The sequence below is a fragment of the Pseudomonas sp. G1002 genome (assembly GCF_013385455.1).
In the GTDB taxonomy this organism is placed as follows: Bacteria; Pseudomonadota; Gammaproteobacteria; order Pseudomonadales; family Pseudomonadaceae; genus Aquipseudomonas.
In genome coordinates, this window is sequence record NZ_JACAPY010000028.1 from 210,760 (window position 1) to 236,776 (window position 26,017).

Sequence of the window (26,017 nt, forward strand, 5' to 3'; positions counted from 1 at the left end):
TTGAGGCGATTATGCTGGGGCAGGACACAAAGAGGAAACCCGTGAAGCGGACGCAGTTCACATCTATCGAACGACTTCGAACTCGTGGCCCAGGGCCAGGCAGTGACTCAACCATTCACCGAGGAACACATTGAGCTGTGCTTTCTCATCGGGTTGGTGCATGAACACGTTGGGGTAAGGATAGATGCTGCGAAAGCGTCGTGCATGTTCGGCGCTGATCACTTCGGCCATGCGTGCGTCGTGGTACACCTGCACTTCCAGCTGCGGCACCGGCAGCCACGGCAGGCTGTGCTCCTGACGCACCCGCAAAGTGGTGGTGTACGGGCAGTTCACGATCACTTCCAGGGTCAGCACGCCGAGCATCTGGTCGCCGTGGGTCACGGCAATGCGCCGCGCCTCGGGGGTGTGGCGCATGTCCGGCAGCAGCCGCATCAGCCGTGCATAGTTGGCCTCGCAGGCTGCTTGCAGCCCGATCAGGTCAACCCGATATCGCTCCCGTGCCTTTACTGCCATAACCCCCTCACTTCCGCGCGATTAAGCGCAAGCCATTGCAGGGCAATAATGCTCGCTGCGTTGGAAATTTTACCGTCACGTACCGCCTGCAGAGCGTCTTCAAAGGCCCAGACGGTGACGCGGATATCTTCGGCTTCCTCTTCCAGTCCATGGACGCCACCGGCCCCGGCGCTTTCGCAACGGCCCAGGAACAAGTGGACAAATTCGGTGCTGCCACCCGGCGACGGAAAGTACTTGGTGATCGGCCAGAGTGCGGAGAATGTAAGGCCAGCTTCCTCCTCGGCTTCGCGGTGTGCAACCTCCTCCGGTTGCTCATCCTTGTCGATCAGGCCAGCGACCATTTCGATCAGCCACGGGTTGTCGGTACGCCCCATGGCGCCGACGCGAAACTGCTCGATCAGCACCACTTCATCGCGCTGCGGGTCGTAGGGCAGTACACACACGGCGTCATGACGCACAAAGACTTCGCGATTGAGCTCACGGCTCATGCCGCCATCAAACTTCTCGTGCCGCAGTTTCAGCCGATCCAGTTTGTAGAAGCCCTTGTAGGCATTGTCGCGCTGAACAATCTCGACCTTGCTCGGCGTCGATTTCGCTGTGTCCGTCATATCAACCCTCGTTTATTGCCTTGCGGTGTCGAGGCGGCCTCGACATCGCGCCATCCTAACGCGCTCGTGCCCCTTGATGCAGCCCCTTTCCGGTTGCCGGGATAGACGGCGGGCGTCAAACTCACTCTAATCAGCTTAGTGGCGAACTGACTGCCTTGTCGGGAGTCGAAGCTCCACATTTTCACCTTTCCTCGATTTATGAAGGACACACATGTCGCTTTTAAAAATCGCCTCCGTGGCCTGTATCGCCTTGACCCTGGGTGCTTGCCAGAGCCTGTTCCAACCGGCCTATCTGAAGCCGCTGGACACCACCGCCGACGCCTCCGAGCAGATCAAACCCGGCTGCAGCAGTCCGGATTGCCCGCTGGTAAACATCGATACCGTGCACTTCCCGTCCGAGCCGCAGTTGGACCAGATCATCGAACAGCGCCTGCTGCAGATGGCCCGCACTTCACCTGGCCAGGCCATGCCCGCCACCCTGAACGCCTACCGCGACAAGTTCTTGCGTGAGTCCCCGGACCGCAACAGCATGTACTTGCAGGCCAAGGTACGTGAGCAGCATGACGGACTGGTGATCATCGAAGTGTCCAGCTACCTGGACACCGGCACCGCCCACGGCGAGCCGGGCCGCGGCTTCATCAACTATTCACGCCTGCTGCACAAAGAGCTGAGCCTGACCGACATGCTGTTGCCGGGCCAGGAAGATGCATTCTGGAAGACCGCGAAAGTCGCCCACAACAACTGGCTGATCAACTCGCAGATGGACCGTGACCCGGAGTTCGTGAAGAACTGGCCGTTCCAGAAAACCCCGAATGTGGCGCTGACCAGCAATGGCGTGGTGCTCAAGTACAACGTGACCACCATCGCGCCGTACGCATTGGGGCTGATCGAAATGACCATCCCCTATGCGCGCCTGACCGGCGTGATCAAGCCTGAGCTGGTGCCCGCACGCCACTGAAGGCCCGGCCCAGGATAAAGTGCAACAGCCCTGCCAGCACCAGCGCCGGCAGGGTCGCGCCGACATCCGGGTACAGATTCGCCAACAAGTGATAGGTGCTGATCCCTCCAAGCCACGCCAGCAGTGCCGGCCAGCGCAGGTTGGCGGCAACACCATGGCCACGACGGCGCAGGATGAAGTGATCCACCAGCACCACGCCGAACAGCGGCGCGAACACCGAGCCGATCAGCAGCAGGAAGTTCTGGTACTGCGCCAACGGTGCAAAGCAGGCGATCAGCGTGCAGATAACGCCAATGGCCAATGCCAGGTGCTCGACTTTCAAGCGCAACAGAATCCCGCTGGACACCGCCGCCGAGTGAATATCGGCGAACGCGTTTTCTGATTCATCCAACAGGATCAGCAGCAGAGGAATCCCCAGGCCGGCTCCGGCCAATGCCAGCAGCAACGCATTCACTTCACCGCTCGGCGCAAACGCCAGGGTGTAGGCCACGCCCAGGCTCATCAGCCAGAAGTTACCGATGAAGAAACCCAGTGCCGTGCCGCCGAACACGTTTTTCGCGCGTTTGCCGAAACGTGAGTAGTCGGCAATCAGTGGCAGCCAGGACAGCGGCATGGCAATCGCGATATCGAAGCCAACGGCAAACGGCATCGAACCGTCACCAGCCTGGGCCCAGAGAGCGGCCAGGTCGGCTTTGGCGAACAGGTTCCAGGTCAGCCACAGGCAGGCGGCCAGCAGCAGCCAGATGCCCCACTTGCGCAGGATCTGCCGCACGAAGGTCAGCGGACCGCTGACGGCAAGCAAGGTCGCGAGGGCGCCGAATACCAGGGTCCAGAACAATGGGCTGGTCAGCAGGCTGCCTTCGCTGAACGCGCGGGCGCCCAACAGGCTGGCGGCGTCGCGCATCACGATGATTTCGAATGAGCCCCAGCCGATCAGCTGCAGCAGGTTCAGCAGCGCCGGCAGGCTTGCGCCCTTGGTGCCGAGGCTGAGTTTCAGGGCGGCCATGGATGACAGGCCGGTATCGCTGCCGATCACGCCGACGGCGGCCAGCAACAGCACGCCGACCAAAGTGCCGAGGAAAATTGCCAGTAAGGAACCGGAGAGGCCCAGGCCCGGCGCCAACAGTGCACCGGTTTGCAGGACCATCAGGCCGATGCCCAGGGAGAACCACAGGGAAAAGAGATCGCGGGCGCCGAAGACGCGTTTGTCCAAGGGGACTGCGATGTCTGGGGAATAGGTGCTGGGTTGAATGCTCAAGGGTGTTATCTCAGAAGGACACTATTATTTGAATCAGCAAAGTCCCCTGGGGCGAGGGAGCTTGCTCCCGCTGGGCGGCGAAGCCGCCCCAAAACCTGCAACCGATGAGTGTCAGTCAAGACACCGATCCAGATTCCGGGAGCGCTGCGCACTCCAGCGGGAGCAAGCTCCCTCGCCACAGGTTCTGATTCAGACCTTTTTGTACAGCTGGCTACCTTCCTGCTTGAACCGCTCCGCCTGCTCCGCCAGTCCCTTGGCCACGTCCACATCCACCGCTTCAATGCGCTGGTTGGCCGCGTACTCACGCACTTCCTGGGTGATCTTCATCGAGCAGAATTTCGGCCCGCACATCGAGCAGAAATGCGCGACCTTGGCCGAGTCCTTCGGCAAGGTTTCATCGTGGTAAGAACGCGCCGTGTCCGGGTCCAGGCCCAGGTTGAACTGGTCCTCCCAACGGAATTCAAAGCGCGCCTTGCTCAACGCGTTGTCACGAATCTGCGCCCCCGGATGCCCCTTGGCCAAGTCCGCCGCATGGGCCGCGATCTTGTAGGTGATGATCCCGGTCTTCACATCGTCCTTGTTCGGCAGGCCCAAATGCTCCTTCGGCGTGACGTAGCAGAGCATCGCGCAACCGAACCAGCCGATCATCGCCGCCCCGATGCCCGAGGTGATGTGGTCATAACCCGGGGCGATGTCGGTGGTCAGCGGACCGAGGGTGTAGAACGGCGCTTCGTCGCAGCACTCCAGCTGCTTGTCCATGTTCTCCTTGATCAACTGCATCGGCACGTGGCCCGGGCCTTCGATCATGGTTTGCACGTCGTGCTTCCAGGCAATCTTGGTCAACTCGCCGAGGGTTTCCAGCTCGCCGAATTGCGCGGCGTCGTTGGCGTCGGCAATCGAGCCCGGGCGCAGGCCGTCTCCCAGGGAGAAGCTGACGTCGTAGGCCTTCATGATTTCGCAGATTTCGTCGAAATGGGTGTAGGTGAAGTTCTCTTTGTGGTGCGCCAGGCACCACTTGGCCATGATCGAACCACCACGGGACACGATGCCGGTGACGCGCTTGGCGGTCAGCGGTACATAGCGCAGCAATACGCCGGCGTGGATGGTGAAGTAGTCGACGCCCTGCTCGGCCTGTTCGATCAGGGTGTCGCGGAACAGCTCCCAGGTCAGGTCTTCAGCGGCGCCGCCGACTTTTTCCAGGGCCTGGTAGATCGGCACGGTACCGATCGGCACCGGCGAGTTGCGGATGATCCACTCGCGGGTTTCATGGATGTGCTTGCCGGTGGACAGGTCCATCACCGTGTCCGACCCCCAGCGAATGCCCCACGTCAGTTTCGCCACTTCTTCTTCGATGGACGAACCCAGGGCGCTGTTGCCGATGTTGCCGTTGATCTTCACCAGGAAGTTACGGCCGATGATCATCGGTTCCAGTTCGGTGTGGTTGATGTTGGCCGGGATGATCGCGCGGCCACGGGCGATTTCTTCGCGGACAAATTCCGGGGTGATGATTTTCGGCACGCTGGCGCCGAAGCTGTGGCCGGCGTGTTGCTGGTCCAGCAGGCCGGCGGCGCGGGCCTCTTCCAGCTTCATGTTTTCGCGGATGGCGACGTATTCCATCTCGGCGGTGATGATGCCCTTGCGGGCGTAGTGCATCTGGGTGACGTTGGCCCCGGCCTTGGCACGGCGCGGGTTTTTCACGTGGGCAAAACGCAGCGCGGTCAGCTCGGCATCGCTCAGGCGCTGTTGGCCGAAGTGCGAGCTCAAGCCCGACAGGCGCTCAGTGTCGCCGCGGGATTCGATCCACGGCGAGCGCACATCGCCCAGGCCTTTGCGCACGTCGATGATCACGTTCGGGTCGGTGTAGGGGCCTGAGGTGTCGTAGACCACTACGGGCGCATTGATTTCGCCGCCGAAGTCGGTGGGGGTCACGTCGAGACTGACTTCGCGCATCGGCACGCGGATATCCGGACGGGTGCCCTGAACGTAGATTTTTTGCGAGCGGGTAAACGGCTGCACGGAACCGGAGTCGACCTTGGCCGATTCACTCAAGTGCACGGTGTTTTTTAATTTTTGGCTTTTTAATTCGATGCTCATCACGGGCTCTCCAACTATCCAGGCGGTGGATTTTTGTCGGAGTGAACCTGTGACGGATGGACGCACTGTGACAGTGCTGTGCTTGGCGCACGGGCTGTTCGATTGTCGAACAACATCCCGGACGAAGCACAAGAGGACTCGCCGGGTGACGAGAAATCTTGTTCCCTACGCAGGCGCTAACCTGATCAGGTTCAACGGGATCCGGTATTTACCGATCTCAGCCTTCCAACAAGGCACCCCGACAAGAACGCGGCCAGTCTAGACCATGGAGCAGGCAAATTGCCAACGGCGGTGCATTCATCGTGATGAATGGCGTAATTACAGGATTGTTGTGCCGTGATAGCGCCACTACACTCGGTGACTGCCTGAGGTCTTGACGCCAGGAATGGGCCGCCTTAGCCTTGGGCACCAAATTATCGCCGTAATATTTAATCTAGGGATCGCCTCATGCTGCGCAAACTTTCACTGGCTCTCGCCGTGTCTTGTGCGACCAACGGACTGGTCTGGGCAGCTGAAGCGCCCCTGACGACCAAAACCGACCTGGTCAGCGTCTACCAGGAAGCGGTGGACAACAACGCCGACCTGGCCGCCGCCCGCGCCCAATACGGCGCGCAGAAAGAAGTGGTGCCCCAGGCCCGCGCCGGGTTGCTGCCGAACCTGTCGGCCGGTGCCGACATCAACAATGTGCGCACCCAGCTGGACCAGCCCGCCGCCACGGTCAACCGCGACGCCCATTCCTGGCGCGCGACCTTGAGCCAGCCGCTGTTCCGCGCTGATCGCTGGTTCCAGCTGCAAGCCGCTGAAGCCATCAACGAGCAGGCCGCGCTGCAACTCTCGGCCACCGAACAGAACCTGATCCTGCAAAGCGCCGAAAACTACTTCGCCGTGCTGCGAGCCCAGGACAACCTGGCGTCCACCAAGGCCGAAGAAGCCGCGTTCAAGCGCCAGCTGGACCAGTCCAACGAACGCTTTGACGTCGGCCTGTCGGACAAGACCGACGTGCTGCAATCCCAGGCCAGCTACGACACCGCACGGGCCAATCGCATCCTGGCCCAGCGCCAGGTGGACGACGCCTTCGAAGCGCTGATCACCCTGACCAACCGCCAGTACAACTCGATCCAGGGCATCGTCCACACGCTGCCGGTGCTGCCACCGGCGCCGAACGACGCCAAGGCCTGGGTCGAAACCGCCGGCCGCCAGAACCTGAACCTGCTGGCCAGCAACTATGCCGTCACCGCCGCCGAAGAAACCCTCAAGCAACGCAAGGCCGGCCACGCGCCGACCCTGGATGCCGTGGCGCAATATGAAAAAGGTGACAACGACGCCCTGGGCTTCAGCAACCCGAGCGCCTTTGGCCAGCCGTATCACGGTGACGTGTCGCAACGCACCGTAGGCTTGCAGTTGAGCATCCCGCTGTACAGCGGCGGCCTGACCAGCTCGCAAGTGCGCGAATCCTATTCCCGCCTGGGCCAGACCGAGCAGCAACGCGAAGGCCTGCGTCGCCAGGTGGTGGAAAACACCCGCAACCTGCACCGCGCGGTGAACACCGATGTGGAGCAGGTACAGGCGCGCCGCCAGTCGATCATCTCCAACCAGAGCGCGGTGGAAGCCACGGAAATCGGTTACCAGGTGGGCACGCGCAATATCGTCGATGTGCTGGACGCCCAGCGCCAGCTGTACACCTCGGTGCGCAACTACAACAACAGCCGCTACGACTACATCCTCGACAACCTGCGCTTGAAGCAGGCGGCGGGCACGTTGAACCCGGGGGACTTGCAGGATCTGGCGCGTTACCTGAAGGCCGACTACAACCCGGACAAGGACTTCCTGCCGCCGGACCTGGCCAAGGCCGCCGCGGCGCAGCTGAAGGCTAACCCGGGTTACTAAGACCGCCCGTTAACCCAATGTGGGAGCGGGCTTGCTCGCGAAAGCGGTGTATCAGTCGACTTATTCGCTGACTGACACTGCGCATTCGCGAGCAAGCCCGCTCCCACATTTGATTTGTGTTGTTAGACGTTAAGCAGTCTGCCCAATCCGTCCAGCAAACGCTTCAATGCCCCCTGATTGGCGCGCATCACCGCCAGCCCCGCCTGCCCCATCTTCTGCGCGTCCTGCGGCAGCTCGAACAAACGCTGCACCGCCACCGCCAAACCCTCGGCATCGTCCACTTCCTGCAACGCGCCGGCGTCGCGCATCATTGCGCTGATTTCCAGGAAGTTGAACACGTGGGGCCCGCAGATCACCGGCTTGGCCAAGGCCGCCGGCTCCAACGGGTTATGCCCGCCCGTGGCAACCAGGCTACCGCCGACAAAAGCGCTGTCGGCCAGGGCATACAGAAACAGCAACTCGCCCATGGTGTCGCCCAGCAGCACCGAGGTTTGCGCCGTCACCGCCTCGCCGCTGGAGCGACGCACCGTGGCGAAACCCTGTTGCTGGCACAGCTCGAACATCGGGTTGAAGCGCTCCTGATGGCGCGGCACCAGGATCAGCAACGCATTGGGATAACTGGCAAGCAACTGGCGATGGGCAGCGAGCACCACTTCGTCTTCGCCTTCGTGGGTGCTGGCGGCGATCCACACCGGGCGTTCACTGGCGTGCCACTGTTCACGCAACGCGGCGGCGCGCGCCAGCAGTTGCGGGTCGATGGCCAGGTCGAACTTGATCGAGCCGGTGACTTCGACAGTCTCGGGCCGTGCACCCAGGCTGCGAAAACGCTCGGCCTCGGTTTCGGTCTGGACGGCGAACAGGCTCATTTCCGCCAGCATCGGCGCGGTCAGCCTGGCGAAACGCCCGTAGCCCTTGGCCGAGCGAGCCGACAGCCGCGCGTTGGCCAATGCCACGGGAATCCCGCGTTTGGCGCACTGGTGAATATGGTTGGGCCACAGTTCAGTCTCCATGATCACCGCCAGTTTCGGCTGCACGCGATCGAGAAAACGCTTGGCCGCACAGGGCAAATCGTACGGCAGGTAGCAGTGCTGGATGCGCGGCTCATTGGCGAACAACGCCTGGATGCGCTCGGAACCGGTGGGCGTCATGCAGGTGACGGTGATCGGCAGCTGTGGATAACGTTCCAGCAGCCCGCGAATCATCGGCGCAGCGGCGATGCTTTCGCCCACCGACACCGCATGCACCCAGATCCCGCCGGGCTGCATCACCGGCAAGCCCCAGGAGAAGCGTTCACCCACGCGCTTCGCGTAAGCAGGCGCTTTGCGGGCCCGCAGCCACAGACGTAAAGCCACCAACGGCAGCGCCAGGTAAAACAGACAGCTGTAGAGAGTTCTATTCATGGCGGCGGAGTTTATCGGCTTTTTCAGTCGATCGCCTGCAAGCACTCGGCAAAACGTTCGGCGAGGAAACGCGCGGCCGGGCCGAGGGGCTCGTCGCGGCGCCAGACCAGCTCCACCACCAGCGCCGGCGGGGTCCATTCGCTGTTCAGTTCGACCATCTGGTTCTGATAGGCCGGATACTGCACCACATGCCGCGGCAACCAGGCCCAACCCAGGCCGCGCGCAAGCCATTCGGCCAGCACGTAGAAACTGTCAGCCCGCCACACTTGCGGGCTGGCGGCCTCGCTGCCGGGATACACACTGGTCTGGGTCGCCATCAGCAATTGGCGAAACTGCGCCAGGCGCTGGCAATCCACGAACTGTTCCTTAGCCATGGGATGCCCGATACCGCACACGGTCACCATCTCCACACTGCCCAGCACGCGGCGCTCCAACGCTTCGGGGATCTGATCGTGATAGAACAGCAGGCCCAGATCCGCCTTGCGCTCCACCAGCTTGCGCGCGACATCGCCTTGGGCGGCGCTGGACAACTGCACTTCCAGGCTGGGAAATTTTCCCGCCAGCGCTTCGAGGCTATCGAGCACCGGCTGATAGAGCATGGCTTCATCCTGGGCCAGGCGCAGGCGCGCCTCTTCACCGCGCATCAATGACAAGGCACGGCCATTCAGGCGCTCGCACTGGCGCAAGACTTCCCGCGCCTCCTCGAGCAGTGCCGTGCCCGCCTCGGTCAAACGGGGCTGGCGGCCGCTGCTGCGGTCAAACAGGGATACGCCCAGGTCCGCCTCCAACAGGGCAATCCCATTGCTGACTGCCGATTGTGCCCGACGCTGGTCCCGCGACACCGCCGAAAATGAACGCTGCTCGGCGACGCTGACAAACAGGCGCATTTGCTCAAGACTCCACTGCACGCTCATGGCTCAACCCATCTTCAATTCGGATAGGTAATGACTTTACCGCATCTGACAAGTCTCTAAAATGCCAACCTTATCAAGCGACCCTGTACCGAGGATTTACCCCATGAACGCCGCCTACTATTACCTGGCCATTGCCATCTGCTCGGAAGTGATCGCCACCGTTTCCATGAAAGCGATCAAGGGTTTCAGCACGCCAATCCCGTTATTGCTGGTGATCGTCGGCTACGGCGTGGCCTTCTGGATGCTCACGCTGGTGGTGCGCACCGTGCCGGTGGGTGTCGCGTATGCAGTGTGGGCCGGGATGGGCATCGTGATGGTCAGCATCGCCGCGCTGTTTATCTACGGGCAGAAACTGGATATCCCGGCGATGCTGGGCATGGGCCTGATTGTGCTGGGCGTGGTGGTGATTCAGTTGTTCTCGAAAACGGCCGGGCACTGAGCGTTCACGTGAGATTCAATTGAGGCTGAAACTCGCAGCCTCGTTCCACTCGACAGCTCCCGCGGTGCGTCTGTCATCCGGGAGCGTTGGGGCGAAGATTCACTTCATGAGCCTGTATACTGCGCAGCCTGTCTTGAACACTGAGGTCGCTGCATGCCATCCGTTATTTCCACCGACGTTCTGATTGTCGGCGCCGGGGTTGCCGGCCTCTGGCTCAATGCGCGCCTGCGCCGCCAGGGCTTTTCCACGGTATTGGTGGAAAGCGCCACCCTCGGTGGCGGGCAAAGCGTGAAGTCCCAGGGGATCATCCACGGCGGCGCCAAATACGCACTGCACGGCGCCCTGACCGGTGCCTCCGAAGCCATCGCCGACATGCCCCGCCGCTGGCGCGAAGCCCTGGCGGGCAACGGTGAACTGGATCTCTCCGGCGTGCGCCTGCTGTCCGAAGCCCACTATTTGTGGTCGCCGGGCACCATCGCCGGCAACCTCACCAGTTTCTTCGCGAGCAAGGCCGTGCGTGGCCGCGTGGATCAAGTGAAGGGCGATGACCTGCCACCGGCCCTGCAAGATCGCCGCTTCAAGGGCAAGGTCTATCGCCTGGCCGAACTGGTGATCGACGTCCCAAGCCTTATCGAACGCCTGGCCCAACTGGCCGGCGACGGTTTGCTCGCGGGTAAACAGATCGAACCCTTGCTGGAACAAGGCACACTGGTCGGCCTGAAGGTCGATGGCCGTGAGATCCGCGCCCAGCGTATCGTCATCAGCGCCGGCGGCGGCACCGCTGACCTTCTCGGCGCCCTGGGCCTGAGCCAGCCCGCCATGCAACGCCGACCTCTGCACATGATCATCGCCAAGGGCCCCGGCCTGAAGCCGCTGTACGCCCACTGCCTGGGGGGCGGCACCAAGCCGCGCATCACCGTGACCACGCATCCCGCCGCCGACGGCAATTGGGTGTGGTACCTGGGCGGCGATATCGCCGAAGCCGAAGGTGTGGCCCGTACCCCGGAGCAACAGATCGCCACCGCCCAAAAAGAGCTGGGGCAGTTGCTGCCCTGGATCGACATGAGCCAGACCCAATGGGCCACCTTGCGCGTCGACCGCGCCGAACCATTGCAGTCAGGCCTGACCCGCCCGGACAACGCGTTCCTCGCCGAACAGGATCGCCTGTTGGTGGGCTGGCCGACCAAGCTGGCATTGGCACCGGATTTCGCCGATCGAGTGATCAACGCACTGGAACGTGACGGCATCAAGCCCGGAACTACCGAAAAACTGCCCGAGCTGCCGAAACCCGCTATCGCCCAACCTGCCTGGGAGCAACTGCTGCCATGACCCTGCCGACTCTGCACGACCTCCACCGCCCACTGGGCAGCACCGGCCTGCTGGTCTCGCCGCTGGGCCTGGGCACCGTCAAGCTGGGCCGCGACCAAGGGGTGAAATACCCCAGTGGCTTCCAGATTCCCGATGACGATGCGGCGCGGATGCTGTTACGCCAGGCCCGGCAATTGGGCATCAACCTGATCGACACTGCGCCCGCCTATGGCCGCAGCGAAGAGCGCCTGGGCCCGCTGTTGCGCGGCCAGCGCCAGGAATGGGTAATTGTCAGCAAGGTGGGCGAAGAATTTGCCGAAGGCGTATCCCATCACGACTTCAGCGCAGCCCACACCCGGCTTTCGGTGGAGCGCAGCCTGAAACGACTGGAAACGGATTTTATCGATCTGGTGCTGGTGCACTCCGACGGCAACGACCTGCATATCCTCAATGATTGCGAGGTTTACCAGACCCTGGAAGACCTCAAGCGCGAGGGCAAGATCCGTGGTTTCGGCTTCTCCGGCAAAACCGTCGAGGGCGGTGTAAAGGCTCTGGAGCAAGGTGATTGCGCCATGGTCACCTACAATTTGAACGAACAGGCCGAGAAAGCCGTCATTGATTATGCCGCCGCACACGGCAAGGGCATCCTGGTGAAAAAGGCACTAGCCAGTGGCCATGTCTGCCTGGAATCCGGAGTGGATCCAATTCACGCCAGTTTCATGCTGTTGTTTGCGCAAACTGGCGTTGCCAGTGCTATTGTCGGGACCATTAATCCGCTGCACCTCGCCCACAACGTGGCGACCGCTGCCAAGGTCATTCGCCAACTCTGATGCCGCCGACGCGGCCGACCCCGACGCAAGAAGGAGCCGACATGCCGCGAACGCTCATAAGAAAGAACCCCAGCAACTTCAAGACACTGCCGCTGCACGTCGAAGCAACCCCCGAAGGCTTGAGCTACCAGAGCGTCGGCATGCCGCTCAACTTCGCCCAGACCCTGCAACGGCGCAAGCCGGTGGAGGTGAAAGACACCGAGCGTTTCGTGCTGGAGCTGGCCAACCTTGGGGTCTCGGTGCGCCTGACGCTGCACTGGCAGAACCGCGATTACTGGGTGCTGGTGCGCCAGCGCCGACAAGACCGTGGCGACGTCGTGCTCAAGCTGATCTCCGGCTATGTGCCGGCCCACGAACTGAACCTGCCACTGCACACCGCCATCCAGGAAATCGCCGAGGAATGCCTGCTGGAAACCCCGGAAGGCTGGCTGGGCGGTCGTTTCAATGACACCTGGCTGCCGGCGCCCTACTCGTCGGCCCTGCACTACCGCGAAGCGTTGCCGTTCCGCCTCTCACCGCTGTCCGGGGCCGCGCGCCCGGTGCGCTGCGCCACCATGCAATTGATTGAACGACCACGCGCCTACGTGCACCTGCCCACGGCTTCGTTGCAGTTGATTTATGACTTGCGCCTGGAAGTGCCCAAGGAGGCGAAGTCCCTGAGCCTGTTTCATGTGGACGAGCGCCTGGAGGGCGACCAATTGGTGGCCCGCCTGGACCGCCAGCGCCCGGACCTGTACCTGATGCCGCTGAAGGACGGGCAGCCGTGTGCGGAGCTGTATACCTTGAAGAAGGATCAGCTGTATCCGGCGAGTACGCGAGGGTTGTATCTGGCTGAAAGCTTTGCCCAGCAGGAAGGCTGGATCGTGCGGGATGAGCGGATCCGCTGGAAGGACTGGCTGCGCCAGCAAGGGCTGAGTGCGCCGGAGAAAGAATCGAAATTGAAGCGCTTGACGGGTAAGGCGCGGCAGATCTTGCGCAAGATCGTGCCGAAGAAAAAAGCCAACCCGTAACCGGACATCAGGTCGCGGCGGTCAAATGTGGGAGCGGGCTTGTGTGGGAGCGGGCTTGCTCGCGAATGCGGTGTATCAGTCACTGCATCAGCCAGCTGACCCACCGCTTTCGCGAGCAAGCCCGCTCCCACACAAGCCCGCTCCCACCATCAGTTATTGCGGATCTTCTCGACAATCGCCGTGGTCGAGCTGTTTTCCACCAACCCCAGCACTTTGACCTTGCCACCGTAGGCACTGACGATATCGGCACCCACCACCTGGTCGACGGAATAATCACCGCCCTTGACCAGCACGTCCGGCTTGACCTGGGCCAGCAGGTTTTCCGGGGTCGCCTCGGCAAAGCTGATCACCCAGTCCACCGCACCCAAACCTGCCAGCACCGCCATGCGACGGTCGACACTGTTGATCGGCCGGCCTGGCCCCTTGAGGCGGCTGACCGACGCATCATCGTTGACTGCCACGATCAAGCGATCGCCCTGGGCCCGCGCCTGCTCCAGGTAGGTCACGTGACCGGCGTGGAGGATGTCGAAGCAACCGTTGGTAAAGACAATGCTCTCGTTATGGGCACGGGCATCGTCAATCGCCAGCAACAGTTGCTCAAGGCTCAACACACCGCGCTCCGAGCCTTCGGATCGCTGGATGGCGCGGCGCAGCTCAGGGGCACTGATGGCCGCCGTACCGAGCTTGCCGACCACGATACCTGCTGCCAGGTTGGCCAGGGCCACCGCATGGGGAAGTTCCTCGCCCGCCGCAATTGCCGCGGCCAGGGTGGAAATCACGGTATCACCGGCACCGGTCACGTCGAACACTTCACGAGCCCGCGCCGGCAGGTGCATGGCCGGGTGATCAGGACGCAGCAAGGTCATGCCGTGTTCGCCACGGGTCACCAGCAAGGCACCCAGGTCGAGGTCGGCCATGAGTTGGGCGCCCTTGGTCACCAGCTCGTGCTCATCGACGCAACCGCCGACGATGGTTTCAAATTCGCTGAGGTTCGGCGTGATCAGGCTGGCGCCCCGATAAATCGAGAAGTCCTTGCCCTTGGGATCTGCCAGCACCGGAATGCCCCGGGCCTTGGCGGCCTGGATCAGTACCTGATGGTTTTTCAAGGCGCCTTTCCCGTAGTCGGACAGCACCAGCACCTTGATGCCTTCGAGCATCTCGTCGACCTGGGCGCTGAGCACCAGGGCGTCGGTGGCGAAGGGTTCTTCAAAATCGATACGCAGCAATTGCTGGTGCCGACTCATGACCCGCAGCTTGACGATGGTCGGCTGGTGGGGAATACGCTGGAACAGCGCACGCACACCCGCACCCTTCAGGCTGTTGGCCAGGCTGTCGGCAGCCTCGTCGTCGCCGGTCACACCCACGAGGGATGCCGGGGCGCCGAGGGCGGCAATATTGAGGGCAACGTTGGCAGCGCCACCTGGACGGTCTTCGATTTGCTCGACCTTGACTACCGGTACCGGTGCCTCAGGGGAAATCCGTGAGGTACCGCCATGCCAGTAACGGTCGAGCATGACATCGCCGACCACCAAGACAGGGGCTTGATCGAATCGCGGCATGGACAACTTCATGGAGCAACCCACATACAAAATGAACAGGGGCGCGATATTACCACAGGGTTGTCAAAGGCTTGTGCAATGTAGGAGCCGGCTTGCAGGCGATGCGGCCACCGCGGTTTTTCAGTGCAACCGCGGTAGCCATCGCCGACAAGCCGGCTCCTGCAGATCAGGTGATGTCGGCCGGGATCGGCGCGTCCAGGCCCATGGCATGCAGCCGGGCGTAGTAACCGTTTTGCGCCAGCAATTCGCCGTGGGTACCGCGCTCGACTATCCGGCCATCGTCCATCACCAGGATCAGGTCGGCTTTCTCGATGGTCGACAGGCGGTGAGCGATCACCAGGGTCGTGCGGCCTTGCATGACCTTGTCCAGGGCGGCCTGGATATGGCGCTCCGATTCGGTGTCCAGCGCCGAGGTGGCCTCGTCGAGGATCAGCAATGGCGCGTTCTTGAGCAAGGCCCGGGCGATTGCCAGGCGCTGGCGCTGGCCGCCGGACAGCAGCACGCCGTTTTCGCCGACCTGGGTGTCGAAGCCCTTGGGCAACTGGTCGATGAAGTCCTTGGCATAGGCATCGGCCGCTGCCGCCTCGACATCGGCCCGCGGTGCGCCGGCCAGGTCACCGTAGGCGATGTTGTTGGTCACCGTGTCGCTGAACAGGGTCACGTGCTGGGTCACCTGGGCGATGTGCCGACGCAGGTTGAGCAGGCGATAGTCTTCGATTTCCACGCCGTCGAGCAGGATCTCACCGCTCTCATGGTGGTAGAAACGCGGGATCAGGCTGGCCAGTGTCGACTTGCCGCTACCCGAACGCCCCACCAGGGCAACCATCTGCCCGGGCTCTGCGGTAAAAGTGATGTCCTTGAGCACATGACGCTCGGTGCCCGGGTAGGTGAAGTTCAGGTTGCGCACTTCCAGGCGGCCGCTGACCTTGTCGCGCTCGATGGTGCCGCGATCGATTTCCACGTCTTCGTCCAACTGCTCGAAAATACTTTCGGCACCGGCCACGCCTTTCTGGATGGTCGAGCTGACTTCGGACAGCTGGCGGATTGGCTTGGGCAACAGGCCGGCCAACGTGATGTAGGCCACCATGTCACCCGCCGACGCATCACCGCGAAGGTACAGGACCAGGAACATCAACACTGCCATGGCGCTGTAGATCACCAGTTGCAGCGCCGGCGTATAGATCGCGCCGGTGCGGGTCATGCGCAGTTGTTTGTTGGTGTTGCTAAGGCTGGCCTTGAGGAAGCGCTTCTGCTCATACACCTCACCGCCGAAGCTGCGCACCACGCGGTAGCCCTGGATGGTTTCCGAGGCAACGTGGGTCACATCGCCCATCGCAACCTGGATCTTCTTGCTCTGCTTGCGGAATTTCTTGCTTGCGGTGCTGACCATCACGGCAATCAACGGCAGGATGGCGATCATCACCAGGGTCAGCCGCCAGTTCATGAACAGCAGCGAGGCGAACAGGAAGATCACCGTCATGCCTTCGCGAATCACCACCTTGATGGCATCGGTCGCAGCACCGGTGACCATGGTCACGTTGAAGGTGATGCGGGAGATCAGGTGCCCGGAGTTGTGATTGTCGAAATAGCGGTTCGGCAGGGTCAGCAGGTTGTTGAACAACTGCACCCGCAGGTCGTGGACCAGGCCCAGGGAAACCTTGGCCAGCAGGTAGTTGCCCAGGAACGAACCGAGGCCCTGCCACGCGGCGATCAGGATGATCAGCAACGGCACGGCCTGCAGCAGTTGCAGGTCACGCAGGAAAGGCACCGTGGGAAACAACACCGCTTCAGGGTTGGACAGGCCATCGACAAAGTACTTGAGGATGTAGCCCAGCATCGGCTGGGTCGAAGCGAAAATCAGAAAGCCGACGATACTCAACGCGAACAAGCCGGCATAGGGCTTAACGTAGCTGAGCAGGCGGAAGTATATTTTCAAGCTCGAAGGGCTTGCGCTCGGACTGGAGTCGGTCATATCACGCGGCGGTTTTGAAAAAGGAGGCTGACTTTAGCACAGCTTCTCTGTTGTACTTGCACGCGGCACAACCGCAGCCCCGTTGGATCCAACGGACGACATTATATAGCCACTACTTTAGTATGGTCGGCTTTCTTTATTCTGGAACGGCTTTTCTGTATGCACTCCAAGCGCCTTACCTATGGCTCAAATCGCGTTTTCGACTTCCTCTGTTTGTGGATTCTGCCCATCGGCTTGTTGTTGCTCCTGAGTTCGCTGTTCTTCGTCACCAATCGAAACGTGCTGCACAGGTTCTACTACCTGCTGTTCGCAGCGCCGACACTGTTGCTGCTGTGCCTGCGCCCGACGGAATTCAAGCAGGTATTGCGCGAGCCGCTGGCGATTGCCTTCCTGGTTTTCTCGGGCTGGGCGCTCACCAGCCTGCTCTGGAGCCCTGAGGCCACGACAGACTCCGACCTGTTCAAGCGGCCACCGAATACCTTCACGTTGTTTGTCGGCTTAGGACTGTTGCTGCATTACCGCAGCGAACTGTTCAAGCCGATCTTCTTCTGTGCCGCGCTGATTGCGCTGATATCGAGCGCCTGCAGCCTGGTGGCTTTTGCTCCCCACCTCTCGGATGGCTCGCGAATGATCGGCGGGCGTGGCGCTCTTGATAATCCGCTGTTGAGCTCTCACGTATTCGGTTTTTTCTGCATTTACTGGCTGTACGTATGCATGACCACCAAGCGTGCGCACGTACTCTGGTTCAGCGTTCCGGCACTGGCAATCATGGGCGCTGCAGTGATGGCCACCGGCTCGAGAACGCCGCTGGTTGCCCTGCTCCTTGCCGTGCTCTGGCTAAGTTTCATCACTCGCAATCGGCGCTCGGCCCTGCTGATCGCCTGTATGGCGCTGGGGGCCGCGGCGCTGCTGCTGCTCTATCCCGAACTGATCACCAATCGTGGCAGCTCGTCCCGCTTCGAACTCTGGAGCATGTCGCTTGAGCGTATTGCCGAACACCCCTGGATCGGCCACAGCTACGACTCAGAGTTGTACCTGACACTCGCCGACGGCAATCAACTGCGCGAACCCCACAGCTTTGCCCTCGGCGTGCTCTATTACGTCGGCATCATCGGCTTCATCCCGTGGATATTCATGCTCGGCTGGGGCCTGTACAAAAGCCTCAAGGAACGTGCGCAGCCATTGTTCATCCTGGCCTCCTCCCTGCTGGCCTATGGCATCGGTGCCGGCCTGACCGAAGGCGGCGGCATTCTCTCGCGACCAAAAGAGCACTGGTTCCTGCTGTGGATCCCGCTGGCACTGATCGCCGGCCTGAGCATCGCCCAGCGTCGCCGCAGCCTGCTGCGCATGCCGGTTCAACGCCTGAAATCGCAAGACTTCGAACAGCTGTGCGCCAACGCCCACGTGATCGAAGCCGATGGCCTGGGGCCCAAGGTCCTGCGCCTGGAGGATGGCAGCTTCCTCAAGCTGTTCCGCCCTCGTCGCTGGTACACCTCAGGCAGCTTCAATCCCTATTCAGAGCGCTTTGCCAGCAACAGCGAGCAACTGCGTGCATTGGGGATTCCATCACCGGTCATCCTCAATCTCTATCAGTTAAAGGATGCGAGCAGCGCCGTACGTTATCAGCCGCTGCCCGGCCTGACCCTGCGCCAGGCCCTGCAAAGCCTGGACAGCAGCCTGCGGGAATCGCTGATCGAACGTTTCGGCCGGTTCATGGCCCAGCTCCACGAGCGCGGCGTGTACTTCCGCTCCCTGCACCTGGGCAACGTACTTTTGATGGATGATGGCGAGTTCGGCCTGATTGACGTGGCAGACATGCGCATCTACCCATCGCCGCTGCGTAACGCCCTGCGCCAGCGCAACCTGCGGCACATGCAGCGTTATCCCCAGGACCGCAACTGGTTGTTCGAAACCCACTTTGAACAACTCGCCGCTGGCTACGCTTCGGCTGCATCGCCAAGCGCCACGGCGAAGATCCGTGACCAGGTGTCCAGGCTCAATCGTCCGGTTGCGCAGGTAGCGAACCCGGCCAAGTGATGGTTTGAAGCGCCGGGGTTGCAGGCCCCGGGCCATTGCGATGAACGCAATGGCCCGGCCGAAGCCCTATGAGCTGCGCTGCGGCGCCAGGTACAGCCGCACCAACCCACGCAAGGTCTTGCGACCCCAGAACTTCAACGGAATCTGCTTGAGGATCTCCCGCGCCAGTGGGCGGTCACGGTCGGCAGTCTTGAGGAACATCGAGTTCAGGAAGTTGTAGCGAACCTGATCGTAGGCTGGATGATCGCTGAACAACCCGTAGGTCTTGAGGATGTTCTGGATCATGTAGCGGTGATTCTTGTAGGTGTTGGTCGCGTGCTGGCGATAGCGCGCCATCACCACGTTCAACACGTCGATGGTGTACCCGGCGTGGGTGATCTTCAATTCGATCAGCAAGTCTTCCAGCGGAATCAGCGGATCGAACCCTCCGACCTCTTCCAGCGCCTGCCGACGGATCATCAGCGTCGGTGCCGGCGGAAAGGGCTTGCGATCGAGGAACAGGTCATCGAAATCCAGGCTGCGAAACGGCAAGTCGCGGCGCTGCTTCTTCTCCGGGTATGGCTTGCCGTCCCCATCAATCAACTCGATATTGCCGGCGCAAATACCCACCTTCGGCTTGCCTTCCATGTAGGCAACCTGGGTGGCGATGCGCTCGGGCAGCATGATGTCATCGGAGCCGAATGGCGCGATCAGGCTGCCTTTGGCGCGAGCGATGGCACCGTTCAGGGTATTGGTCAGGCCCTGGTTCTGCTGCACCTGGAAATCAAACCCGTGTTCGGCCTGCAAGCGCTGGATGCGCTCCACGCTGTCATCCCTGGAGCCATCGTCTACCACCAGCAACTCGATGTTGGGGTAGGTCTGGCCGAGCACACTGAGAATGCTCTGCTCGATGTACGGCCCGTGGTTGTAGGAGGCGATGATCACAGTGACCAGGGGTTGCTGCAGACTCATGCTTTACCTACTTCACGCAGACCGGTTTCGATCAGGTTCAAATACTTGTGCCGGAACTCGTCCAAGGTGTGGTTTTCTTCCAGGTAGCGGAACACTTGCTCACCCTTGGCACGCAGCTCTTCGTCGCTCAGCGCCAGGTAAGTGTCCAGTGCTGCCGCCAACTGCTCGACATTGCCCGGATCATGGGAGAGGCCGCCGGCACCTTGCACCAACGGCAGCATCGCCGGGCCATTGGAGGCGATGACCGGCAGATGGCCGCTCATGCCTTCCAGCAGCGCCAGGCCCAGGCCTTCGAACAACGACGGCATGGTCCAGATGTCGAAACCGCGCACATACTTCATGCCATCTTCGCGAAAGCCCAGCAGGTGCGCACGGCCGGTCAGGCCCAGGCGCTCGATATCGGCGCGCAGGTCTGCTTCGGCGCGGCCGGAGCCGATGATCCCCACCTGGGCCTCAGGGTATTTGTCCTTGAGGGTGGCGAACGCTTGCAACAAATGGGTGTGGCCCTTGATCGGCACCAGGCGGCCCAGGGCGCCAATCATCCGTGCATCCAGCGGCAAGCCCAGGGCCCTGCGCGCCTCATCCCGTGGCAACTGCAAGGCTTCGGCCTGGGGGATGTCGATGGCATTGGTGACAAAGGTGGTGTTTTCGCGGGTGAACCCGCAGTTGAGGTCCACCAGGTAATCCCTGACCGCTGCCGACACCCCGACGAATCGCCACGCCGGGCTGACCCACTTCTGCGTCTGGCGCCGGCGGTAGCCCCGGGCGTACTCGCCAAAACCGTGGGAGATGCCGATGCACAGGGGGATCTTCAACCAGCGGTTGAGCGACAGCATCATGTTCACCGACTTGAAGCGGTTACAGATGACCACGTCGAATTTCTGCTCGCGGCAATATTTGTAGATCTGCCACATCGCGCCGAAACGAATGCCCTTGAGGGACTTTTCCGGCAACTCGAAATAATGGGAGTGCTCAGCCACGCTCAGGGGCTGGCCGGGCAGCGGGCGGCCGCTGAGGAACCCGGATGTGACCTCGAAACGTTCAGCCGGCAAGGCCTTGACGATCTGCTCGCCGAGGTCGGCGAAGTCGTGGGTCTTGACGTTGTAGTCCGGCTGTAACTGCAAAACCTTGAAACGAGGTTTCATAACTCTCCATGCTGCAATCTGGCTGCGGGCGCGCAGCCCGGCGAAAAGGGGCGGCAGGCGCTGCAAGCCTGCCTTCAATAAGGTCTCAATCCTGCTTCAACACCCAGAGCAACTCATGACGGCGCACCGCCTTGCGGAAGAACTCATTCTCTCCGTAAGGCGATGGACTACGGCCCGCCAGTAATTGCTGCAACCACCTGCGCACGCGGCGCTTGAACGGCGCCCGCGGCTGCAAGTCGTGCATCATGCCCAGGGCCATGGCCTTGTCCTGCTGCTGGCTGAGCGTCAGCGGCAAGCTGCAAGGCACAAGTTTACCGGAGGCATCAAAACGCGGCGGCAAGGCCACGCCAGCGCCCGAATCACCCATGGGCCAACGATCGTTATCATGCAGGTGGTTGGCGTAGCCGAGCAACGTGCCCGGTTGCCACTCCAGGCCTTGCAAGGCTTCGAGAATCGCGGCGTGGGCGCAGATGTGATCCGGGTGCGGATCCAGCAACGGCGTCGGCAACACGATCACCTGCGGGCGCGCCTTGAGCAGCAATGCCCGCAGGTCGGCAATCAGGTTATTCCAGGTCGGGGCGCCGTCCACATCCCCGGGCAAGGCCAGGGCATTGAACTGGCGAAACAGCCGCGTATCGTCCAACTGGGCTTCCCGGGAAGCCTGGGGCTGATCTGGCGCGGCCTGCATCGCCGGCAGTTGCATGCAGAAGTAACCCAACTGCACGCACTGCGCTTCGGGAACGCCCGCCCAACGCGGCACGGTGACGCTGTCCCAGGCACGCAGGCGGCCTTTGAGTCGTGCGGCATCGGCCTTGGGCATGCCCATCTGCTGATAGTGATCGGCTTCGATTTCGCCCGCCGTCAGGGTGACGATCCAGCTCTCGTCGGCTTGGCTGTACAGGCTGAAAGCGGCCAATTCGGCATCGTCGGCATGGGGCGCGATGACCATCACCCGTTGGCGACGGTAGTCCGGCTGGCGGAACAACCAGAGCGTCGGCTGCCCCTTGATCCGGCAGAAGCGCCCGCGCAAGCGCAGCTTACCGCTGGCCAGCGCTTCGCCCATGCCTGTCAGGTTGAGGTAGCGCCGTCCTGCAACCCCCCGCTCGAAGACTTGCCGGTCTGGTGCATCCAGGCCCGATAACTCCACCGCAGGATCGAGAAAACGCCCGAGCCAAGAGCTTTTGAGTTCAACCCCGACGATCAGGGTTTCATCGCCCACCAGAGGCGTGTCCAACAGCAGGCGCCCGGCTTCAAGACGCAGGCCCGCGCACTCGCTCCCTTCAGGAAACGCGTACTCATAATCGTCTTTCGGCGAGTAGAACAGATGATCGGCAAACCAGGCCTCATGTGCGGCCCACAGCACCACGGCCAGCACCAGTTGCAACCACCAGGCCACCAGCACACCGACAGCCACCAATAGCAACAGGCCCACCAACAGCGCAATACGCTTGTTACGCCGGTGCTGCTTGAGCAATTGCTGTTTGCGACTCATACGCTGAACACCGGCACCGGGTTGCACCAGCGCTCCTTGTATTCACGGTCGGAACGCCCGAAGGAGAAACGCAGCGGCTTGTCGCTCGCCCGCGCTTGCTCCCAGGCACTTTGGGTATTGAGGAAACTCAGCACGCTGCCGGGGCTGAACGCCTTGGTTTCAGGGTCGACACCGCCGTTGACGTACTCGGCACTGACCCACTGCGGTGCCTGCACCTGATACACCAGTTGCACGGCAATCGCAGCGTCATTGAGAAACAGCACCGAGCCGAACAGGAATTCCTTGAGCAACTCCAGCACCTCGGCCAAGCGCTCGGCACCCGCCGCCGGGAAACCCCAGCGCCGCTGGAACAGGTCGCAGTAAATCGCCGCCAGTTCGCTGCTGGAAAACTCGCCGACCGCCCTTACCACGCCGCCCGCCTCTTCCAGCAAACGCAGTTCGCGGCGCTGGTTGTAGCGAAACTTCTTCGACAGCTCTTCCGGTGTGCGCGCCATGGCCAACTGCTCAGCCTGGGGCTTGAGGGTGCTCACGCGCCCTTCATTCAGTGCAGAGAGATAGCGCGCGCGATGGCGCAACGGCACCTGCGCATCGGCGGCAAGCGGCAGGATGATCTCGGCGTTACCCAGATCAAACAGGCCTTTTTTGCCTTTGCGCTTGAGCACGTCCTTGGACAGGGCCAGGTCGCGCCCCCAGGTAGCAATTGCGCCCTTCAGCTCACCGTCCTGCTCCCAGCCCAGGTAGCGCACCGGAATCTGCGCCAGGTGCGCCAGCCGCTCGACGATCTGCGGATGAGTCGCCACGCTGCCGCCAAAACGCTGCCAGGCCTGGGCGTAAACCTCGGCCTCGACAGGCGTCCAGCCACGTTCACGCCAGCCCTGGAAGCGGTTCAGCATTTAGACCACGGCGTCATAAGGGTCCACGCCGTCCTTGACCACGAGGATGTCTTCCATGATCAGGTACTGCAGGTCGGAACCGAAGAACATGTTCAGCGCGTCGGTCGGCGAGCAGATCATCGCTTCGCCACGACGGTTGAGCGAGGTGTTCAGCGACACACCATTGCCGGTCAGTACTTCCAGTTCTTTCATCATGTCGTAGTAGCGCGGGTTGTATTCGCGCTTGAGCACCTGGGCACGGGAGGTACCATCTTCATGGACCACTTCCGGCACGCGGGTTTTCCACTCTTCCGACACTTCAAAGGTGAAGGTCATGAACGGCGCCGGGTGATCGACCTTGATCATCTGTGGCGCAACGGTGTCGAGCATCGACGGGCAGAAAGGCCTCCAGCGCTCGCGGAACTTGATCTGGTGGTTGATCCGGTCAGCCACGCCGGTGGCGCTTGGGCAACCGATGATCGAACGACCGCCCAGGGCACGCGGGCCAAACTCCATGCGGCCCTGGAACCAGGCCACCGGGTTGCCGTCGACCATGATCCTGGCGATGCGCTTGGGCATGTTTTCAATCTTGCGCCAGACCGGCTTGCTCTCGTGCTTGGCGCACGCCGCGATCACGTCTTCGTTGCTGTAGGACGGGCCGAGATAGACGTGTTCCATCTTCTCAACCGGTACGCCACGGGCGTGAGACACGTAGGCGGCTGCACCCACCGCAGTACCGGCATCGCCGGACGCCGGCTGCACGAACAGCTCCTTGACGTCGTCGCGGGCAATGATCTTCTGGTTCAGCTTGACGTTCAGCGCACAGCCGCCGGCGAAGGCCAGCTTGCCGGTGTCTTTGAGGATGTCGCCCAGGTAATGGTCGATCATCTGCAACGCCAGCTTCTCGAACAGCGCCTGCATGCTGGCCGCGTAGTGGATGTACGGCTCGTCGGCGATATCGCCTTCGCGCTTCGGACCCAGCCACTCGATCAGTTTTGGCGAGAAGTAGAAACCCTTGCCCTTCTCTTTGTAGCGGCGCAGGCCGATGACGTTGGCGTAGTCGGTGTTGATCACCAGCTCGCCGTTTTCAAAGGAGGCCAGGCGCGAGAAATCGTACTTGCTGGCATCGCCATACGGCGCCATGCCCATGACCTTGAACTCACCGTCGAGCATCTCGAAACCGAGGAACTCGGTGATCGCGCCATACAGGCCGCCGAGGGAGTCCGGATCGTAGAATTCCTTGATCTTGTGGATCTTGCCGTTTTCGCCGTAGCCGAAGAAGGTGGTGGCGTACTCGCCCTTGCCGTCGATCCCGAGGATCGCGGTCTTCTCCTGGAAGCCCGAGCAATGGTAGGCACTGGAGGCGTGGGCCAGGTGGTGTTCAACCGGTTCGATCTTGATTTTCTTCGGATCGAAGCCCAGTTGCTCCAGGCACCAGACGATCTTGTTGCGATAGCGCTTGTAGCGACGGTTGCCCATCAGGATCGCGTCGAGGGCGCGGTCCGGGGCGTACCAGTAACGCTTGGCGTAGTGCCAGCGGGCCTCGCCGAACAGGCTGATGGGGGCGAACGGAATCGCCACCACATCAACGTCGGAAGGCTTGATACCGGCTTGTTCCAGGCAGAACTTCGCCGACTCGTAGGGCATGCGGTTCTTTGCATGTTTGTCGCGCACGAAGCGCTCTTCTTCGGCGGCCGCGATCAGCTTGCCGTCGATGTACAAGGCTGCGGAAGGATCATGGCTAAGGGCGCCGGACAGGCCAAGAATCGTCAATGCCACAGGGGTCTAGCCTCTTTTAGTCTGCATGCAGGCGCGTCACGCCTGAAAAAAGTGTGCTCCCCGCCTGGGCGAGAAACAGCTAAAGGGCGGGATTATAGCGTAAACACGGCGCGGGATGATCTAGGGATTGTGGCGACCGGTTGTCACTGCAGGCCTAGCGGAAAATCTCGATGCTGCCGTCCCTGTTCTGGCGGTAGACCGTGTAGGGCAGCACAAGGGTGTCGAGCAAGCCGGAGGCCACGAGCTCGGCGGCGAAGATCGGCAGGGAGCCGGAGGCATCGCGCGTGTGCTCTTTGGTGGTGTCGGGCGCGCCGTTCAAGGTGCAGAAACCGTAGATCACCCCACTGTAGATACGCGGCACGTTTTCACAATAACTGCGCGATTCCTTGAGGTTCTGGCTGGCAACGGCGTCCGGGCGAAACACCGTGTTGATGGTGCCGCAACCGGTGGTGGATACCAGTACAGCGGCGAGAAGGACTCTGGTTGCAAGACTCACGGACAACTCCATTTGGCATAAGTGTGGGCATTCATCCCTGCCCCATACAACCTTGCCGGATCCGTTTATGAACCCGGGCGCCAATAGATACTGATGTTGCCATCGGTACCTTGCTTGTAGACCGTATAGGGCAGGACCACTGTATCAACAATGCCCGAGACCGTTATATCCAATAGAACGAATGGCATCAGCACGCCAGTGAGGTCCGGCGCGGCGTGCAGCAGGCAGAAATCAAAGGCAACCCCGCTGTAGACACGGGGAATCGACTGGCAGTAGGTTTTTTGCTTCCTGAGTTCACGTGCCGCCGCCGCGTCTTCGCGCAACAGCGTATTGGCCGTTCCGCAGCCGCTCAACACAAGGATTCCAATGCTTAGCGCAGCAGTCATTTTTAGCGTCATGGCAAGCCCTCTGAATGGCCAGCAACGCTAACATCGGCCCTGTTGGTGACCCAGACCCCACGCACCGCCGCGCCATGTAAGAAGATTCCGAAATGGC

General features: G+C 61.6%; 22 protein-coding genes and 1 riboswitch. Of the genes, 7 read left to right on the plus strand and 15 right to left on the minus strand.

Features of this window, described 5'->3' with window-relative positions; all coding sequences use genetic code 11:
- Positions 1-63: 63 nt before the first annotated feature.
- Positions 64-513 (minus strand): DUF1249 domain-containing protein, encoded by a 450-nt coding sequence (locus HX801_RS18760; protein ID WP_003209507.1) that lies wholly within the window; start codon positions 511-513, stop codon positions 64-66.
- Positions 504-1,121, minus strand: a complete 618-nt coding sequence (locus HX801_RS18765) for an NUDIX domain-containing protein (RefSeq protein WP_003209505.1) — start codon at positions 1,119-1,121, stop codon at positions 504-506. The genes HX801_RS18760 and HX801_RS18765 overlap by 10 nt, the downstream gene beginning before the upstream one ends.
- Before the next feature lie 211 nt (positions 1,122-1,332).
- On the opposite strand from HX801_RS18765, the gene HX801_RS18770 reads away from it, so the two are divergent.
- On the plus strand, positions 1,333-2,079 hold the full coding sequence (locus tag HX801_RS18770; protein ID WP_087692488.1) for an RsiV family protein: 747 nt from the start codon (positions 1,333-1,335) through the stop codon (positions 2,077-2,079).
- Here the strand turns inward: HX801_RS18770 and cytX are convergent.
- On the minus strand, positions 2,048-3,337 hold the full coding sequence (cytX, locus tag HX801_RS18775; RefSeq protein ID WP_087692489.1) for a putative hydroxymethylpyrimidine transporter CytX: 1,290 nt from the start codon (positions 3,335-3,337) through the stop codon (positions 2,048-2,050). The two genes, HX801_RS18770 and cytX, sit on opposite strands and share 32 nt — an antisense overlap.
- 189 nt (positions 3,338-3,526) lie before the next feature.
- Positions 3,527-5,431: a phosphomethylpyrimidine synthase ThiC gene (gene thiC / locus HX801_RS18780; protein WP_177022501.1), complete on the minus strand. Its 1,905-nt coding sequence runs from the start codon at positions 5,429-5,431 to the stop codon at positions 3,527-3,529.
- 145 nt (positions 5,432-5,576) lie between these two features.
- A riboswitch (TPP riboswitch) is annotated at positions 5,577-5,682 on the minus strand.
- Between the two features lie 196 nt (positions 5,683-5,878).
- On the opposite strand from thiC, the gene HX801_RS18785 reads away from it, so the two are divergent.
- A complete protein-coding gene (locus tag HX801_RS18785) occupies positions 5,879-7,318 on the plus strand; it encodes a TolC family outer membrane protein (protein WP_177022502.1) in 1,440 nt (479 codons plus the stop codon).
- Positions 7,319-7,440: 122 nt separating this feature from the next.
- On the opposite strand, the gene waaA is transcribed toward HX801_RS18785, so the two are convergent.
- Both waaA and HX801_RS18795 read right to left on the minus strand, forming a co-directional pair.
- Positions 7,441-8,718 carry a lipid IV(A) 3-deoxy-D-manno-octulosonic acid transferase gene (gene waaA, locus HX801_RS18790; RefSeq protein WP_177020761.1) on the minus strand — a complete coding sequence of 426 codons (1,278 nt, stop codon included), beginning with the start codon at positions 8,716-8,718 and terminating at the stop codon, positions 7,441-7,443.
- Positions 8,719-8,741: 23 nt separating this feature from the next.
- Complete coding sequence (locus HX801_RS18795; RefSeq protein ID WP_177022503.1) at positions 8,742-9,632, minus strand: LysR family transcriptional regulator; 891 nt, start codon at positions 9,630-9,632, stop codon at positions 8,742-8,744.
- A 103-nt stretch (positions 9,633-9,735) separates the two neighbouring features.
- Here HX801_RS18795 and HX801_RS18800 point away from each other — a divergent pair, with 103 nt between their 5' ends.
- The 4 genes from HX801_RS18800 (at position 9,736) to HX801_RS18815 (ending at position 13,219) form a co-directional block, all read left to right on the plus strand.
- Positions 9,736-10,071 carry a multidrug efflux SMR transporter gene (locus tag HX801_RS18800; RefSeq protein WP_003209492.1) on the plus strand — a complete coding sequence of 112 codons (336 nt, stop codon included), beginning with the start codon at positions 9,736-9,738 and terminating at the stop codon, positions 10,069-10,071.
- 153 nt (positions 10,072-10,224) lie between these two features.
- Positions 10,225-11,400, plus strand: coding sequence for an FAD-binding oxidoreductase (locus HX801_RS18805; protein WP_003209491.1), 1,176 nt, complete (start codon positions 10,225-10,227; stop codon positions 11,398-11,400).
- Positions 11,397-12,209, plus strand: coding sequence for an aldo/keto reductase (locus HX801_RS18810; protein WP_003209490.1), 813 nt, complete (start codon positions 11,397-11,399; stop codon positions 12,207-12,209). The genes HX801_RS18805 and HX801_RS18810 overlap by 4 nt, the downstream gene beginning before the upstream one ends.
- A gap of 41 nt (positions 12,210-12,250) precedes the next feature.
- Positions 12,251-13,219 (plus strand): hypothetical protein, encoded by a 969-nt coding sequence (locus HX801_RS18815; RefSeq protein WP_003209488.1) that lies wholly within the window; start codon positions 12,251-12,253, stop codon positions 13,217-13,219.
- Between the two features lie 149 nt (positions 13,220-13,368).
- Here HX801_RS18815 and hldE read toward each other — a convergent pair whose 3' ends face one another.
- Both hldE and msbA read right to left on the minus strand, forming a co-directional pair.
- Entirely contained in the window at positions 13,369-14,790 is a 1,422-nt protein-coding gene (gene hldE / locus HX801_RS18820) for a bifunctional D-glycero-beta-D-manno-heptose-7-phosphate kinase/D-glycero-beta-D-manno-heptose 1-phosphate adenylyltransferase HldE (protein ID WP_003209486.1), read from the minus strand.
- A 154-nt stretch (positions 14,791-14,944) separates the two neighbouring features.
- Positions 14,945-16,750 (minus strand): lipid A export permease/ATP-binding protein MsbA, encoded by a 1,806-nt coding sequence (gene msbA / locus HX801_RS18825; RefSeq protein ID WP_003209481.1) that lies wholly within the window; start codon positions 16,748-16,750, stop codon positions 14,945-14,947.
- Between the two features lie 159 nt (positions 16,751-16,909).
- Between msbA and HX801_RS18830 the strand changes: the two genes are divergently transcribed.
- Positions 16,910-18,787 (plus strand): O-antigen ligase family protein, encoded by a 1,878-nt coding sequence (locus tag HX801_RS18830; RefSeq protein WP_008439137.1) that lies wholly within the window; start codon positions 16,910-16,912, stop codon positions 18,785-18,787.
- A 66-nt stretch (positions 18,788-18,853) separates the two neighbouring features.
- On the opposite strand, the gene HX801_RS18835 is transcribed toward HX801_RS18830, so the two are convergent.
- The 7 genes from HX801_RS18835 to HX801_RS18865 form a co-directional block, all read right to left on the minus strand.
- On the minus strand, positions 18,854-19,738 hold the full coding sequence (locus tag HX801_RS18835) for a glycosyltransferase (RefSeq protein WP_102604281.1): 885 nt from the start codon (positions 19,736-19,738) through the stop codon (positions 18,854-18,856).
- Entirely contained in the window at positions 19,735-20,883 is a 1,149-nt protein-coding gene (locus HX801_RS18840) for a glycosyltransferase family 4 protein (protein WP_177022504.1), read from the minus strand. Before HX801_RS18840 ends, HX801_RS18835 begins: the two co-directional genes overlap by 4 nt.
- 85 nt (positions 20,884-20,968) lie before the next feature.
- Complete coding sequence (locus HX801_RS18845) at positions 20,969-22,375, minus strand: PIG-L deacetylase family protein (RefSeq protein ID WP_177022505.1); 1,407 nt, start codon at positions 22,373-22,375, stop codon at positions 20,969-20,971.
- Positions 22,372-23,268, minus strand: coding sequence for a GNAT family N-acetyltransferase (locus HX801_RS18850; protein ID WP_003209464.1), 897 nt, complete (start codon positions 23,266-23,268; stop codon positions 22,372-22,374). The genes HX801_RS18845 and HX801_RS18850 overlap by 4 nt, the downstream gene beginning before the upstream one ends.
- Positions 23,269-25,026, minus strand: a complete 1,758-nt coding sequence (locus tag HX801_RS18855) for a carbamoyltransferase (protein ID WP_008439143.1) — start codon at positions 25,024-25,026, stop codon at positions 23,269-23,271.
- Between the two features lie 154 nt (positions 25,027-25,180).
- Positions 25,181-25,534, minus strand: coding sequence for a YceK/YidQ family lipoprotein (locus HX801_RS18860; protein WP_008439144.1), 354 nt, complete (start codon positions 25,532-25,534; stop codon positions 25,181-25,183).
- Between the two features lie 53 nt (positions 25,535-25,587).
- Positions 25,588-25,920, minus strand: coding sequence for a YceK/YidQ family lipoprotein (locus tag HX801_RS18865; RefSeq protein ID WP_010169294.1), 333 nt, complete (start codon positions 25,918-25,920; stop codon positions 25,588-25,590).
- Between the last annotated feature and the right edge of the window lie 97 nt (positions 25,921-26,017).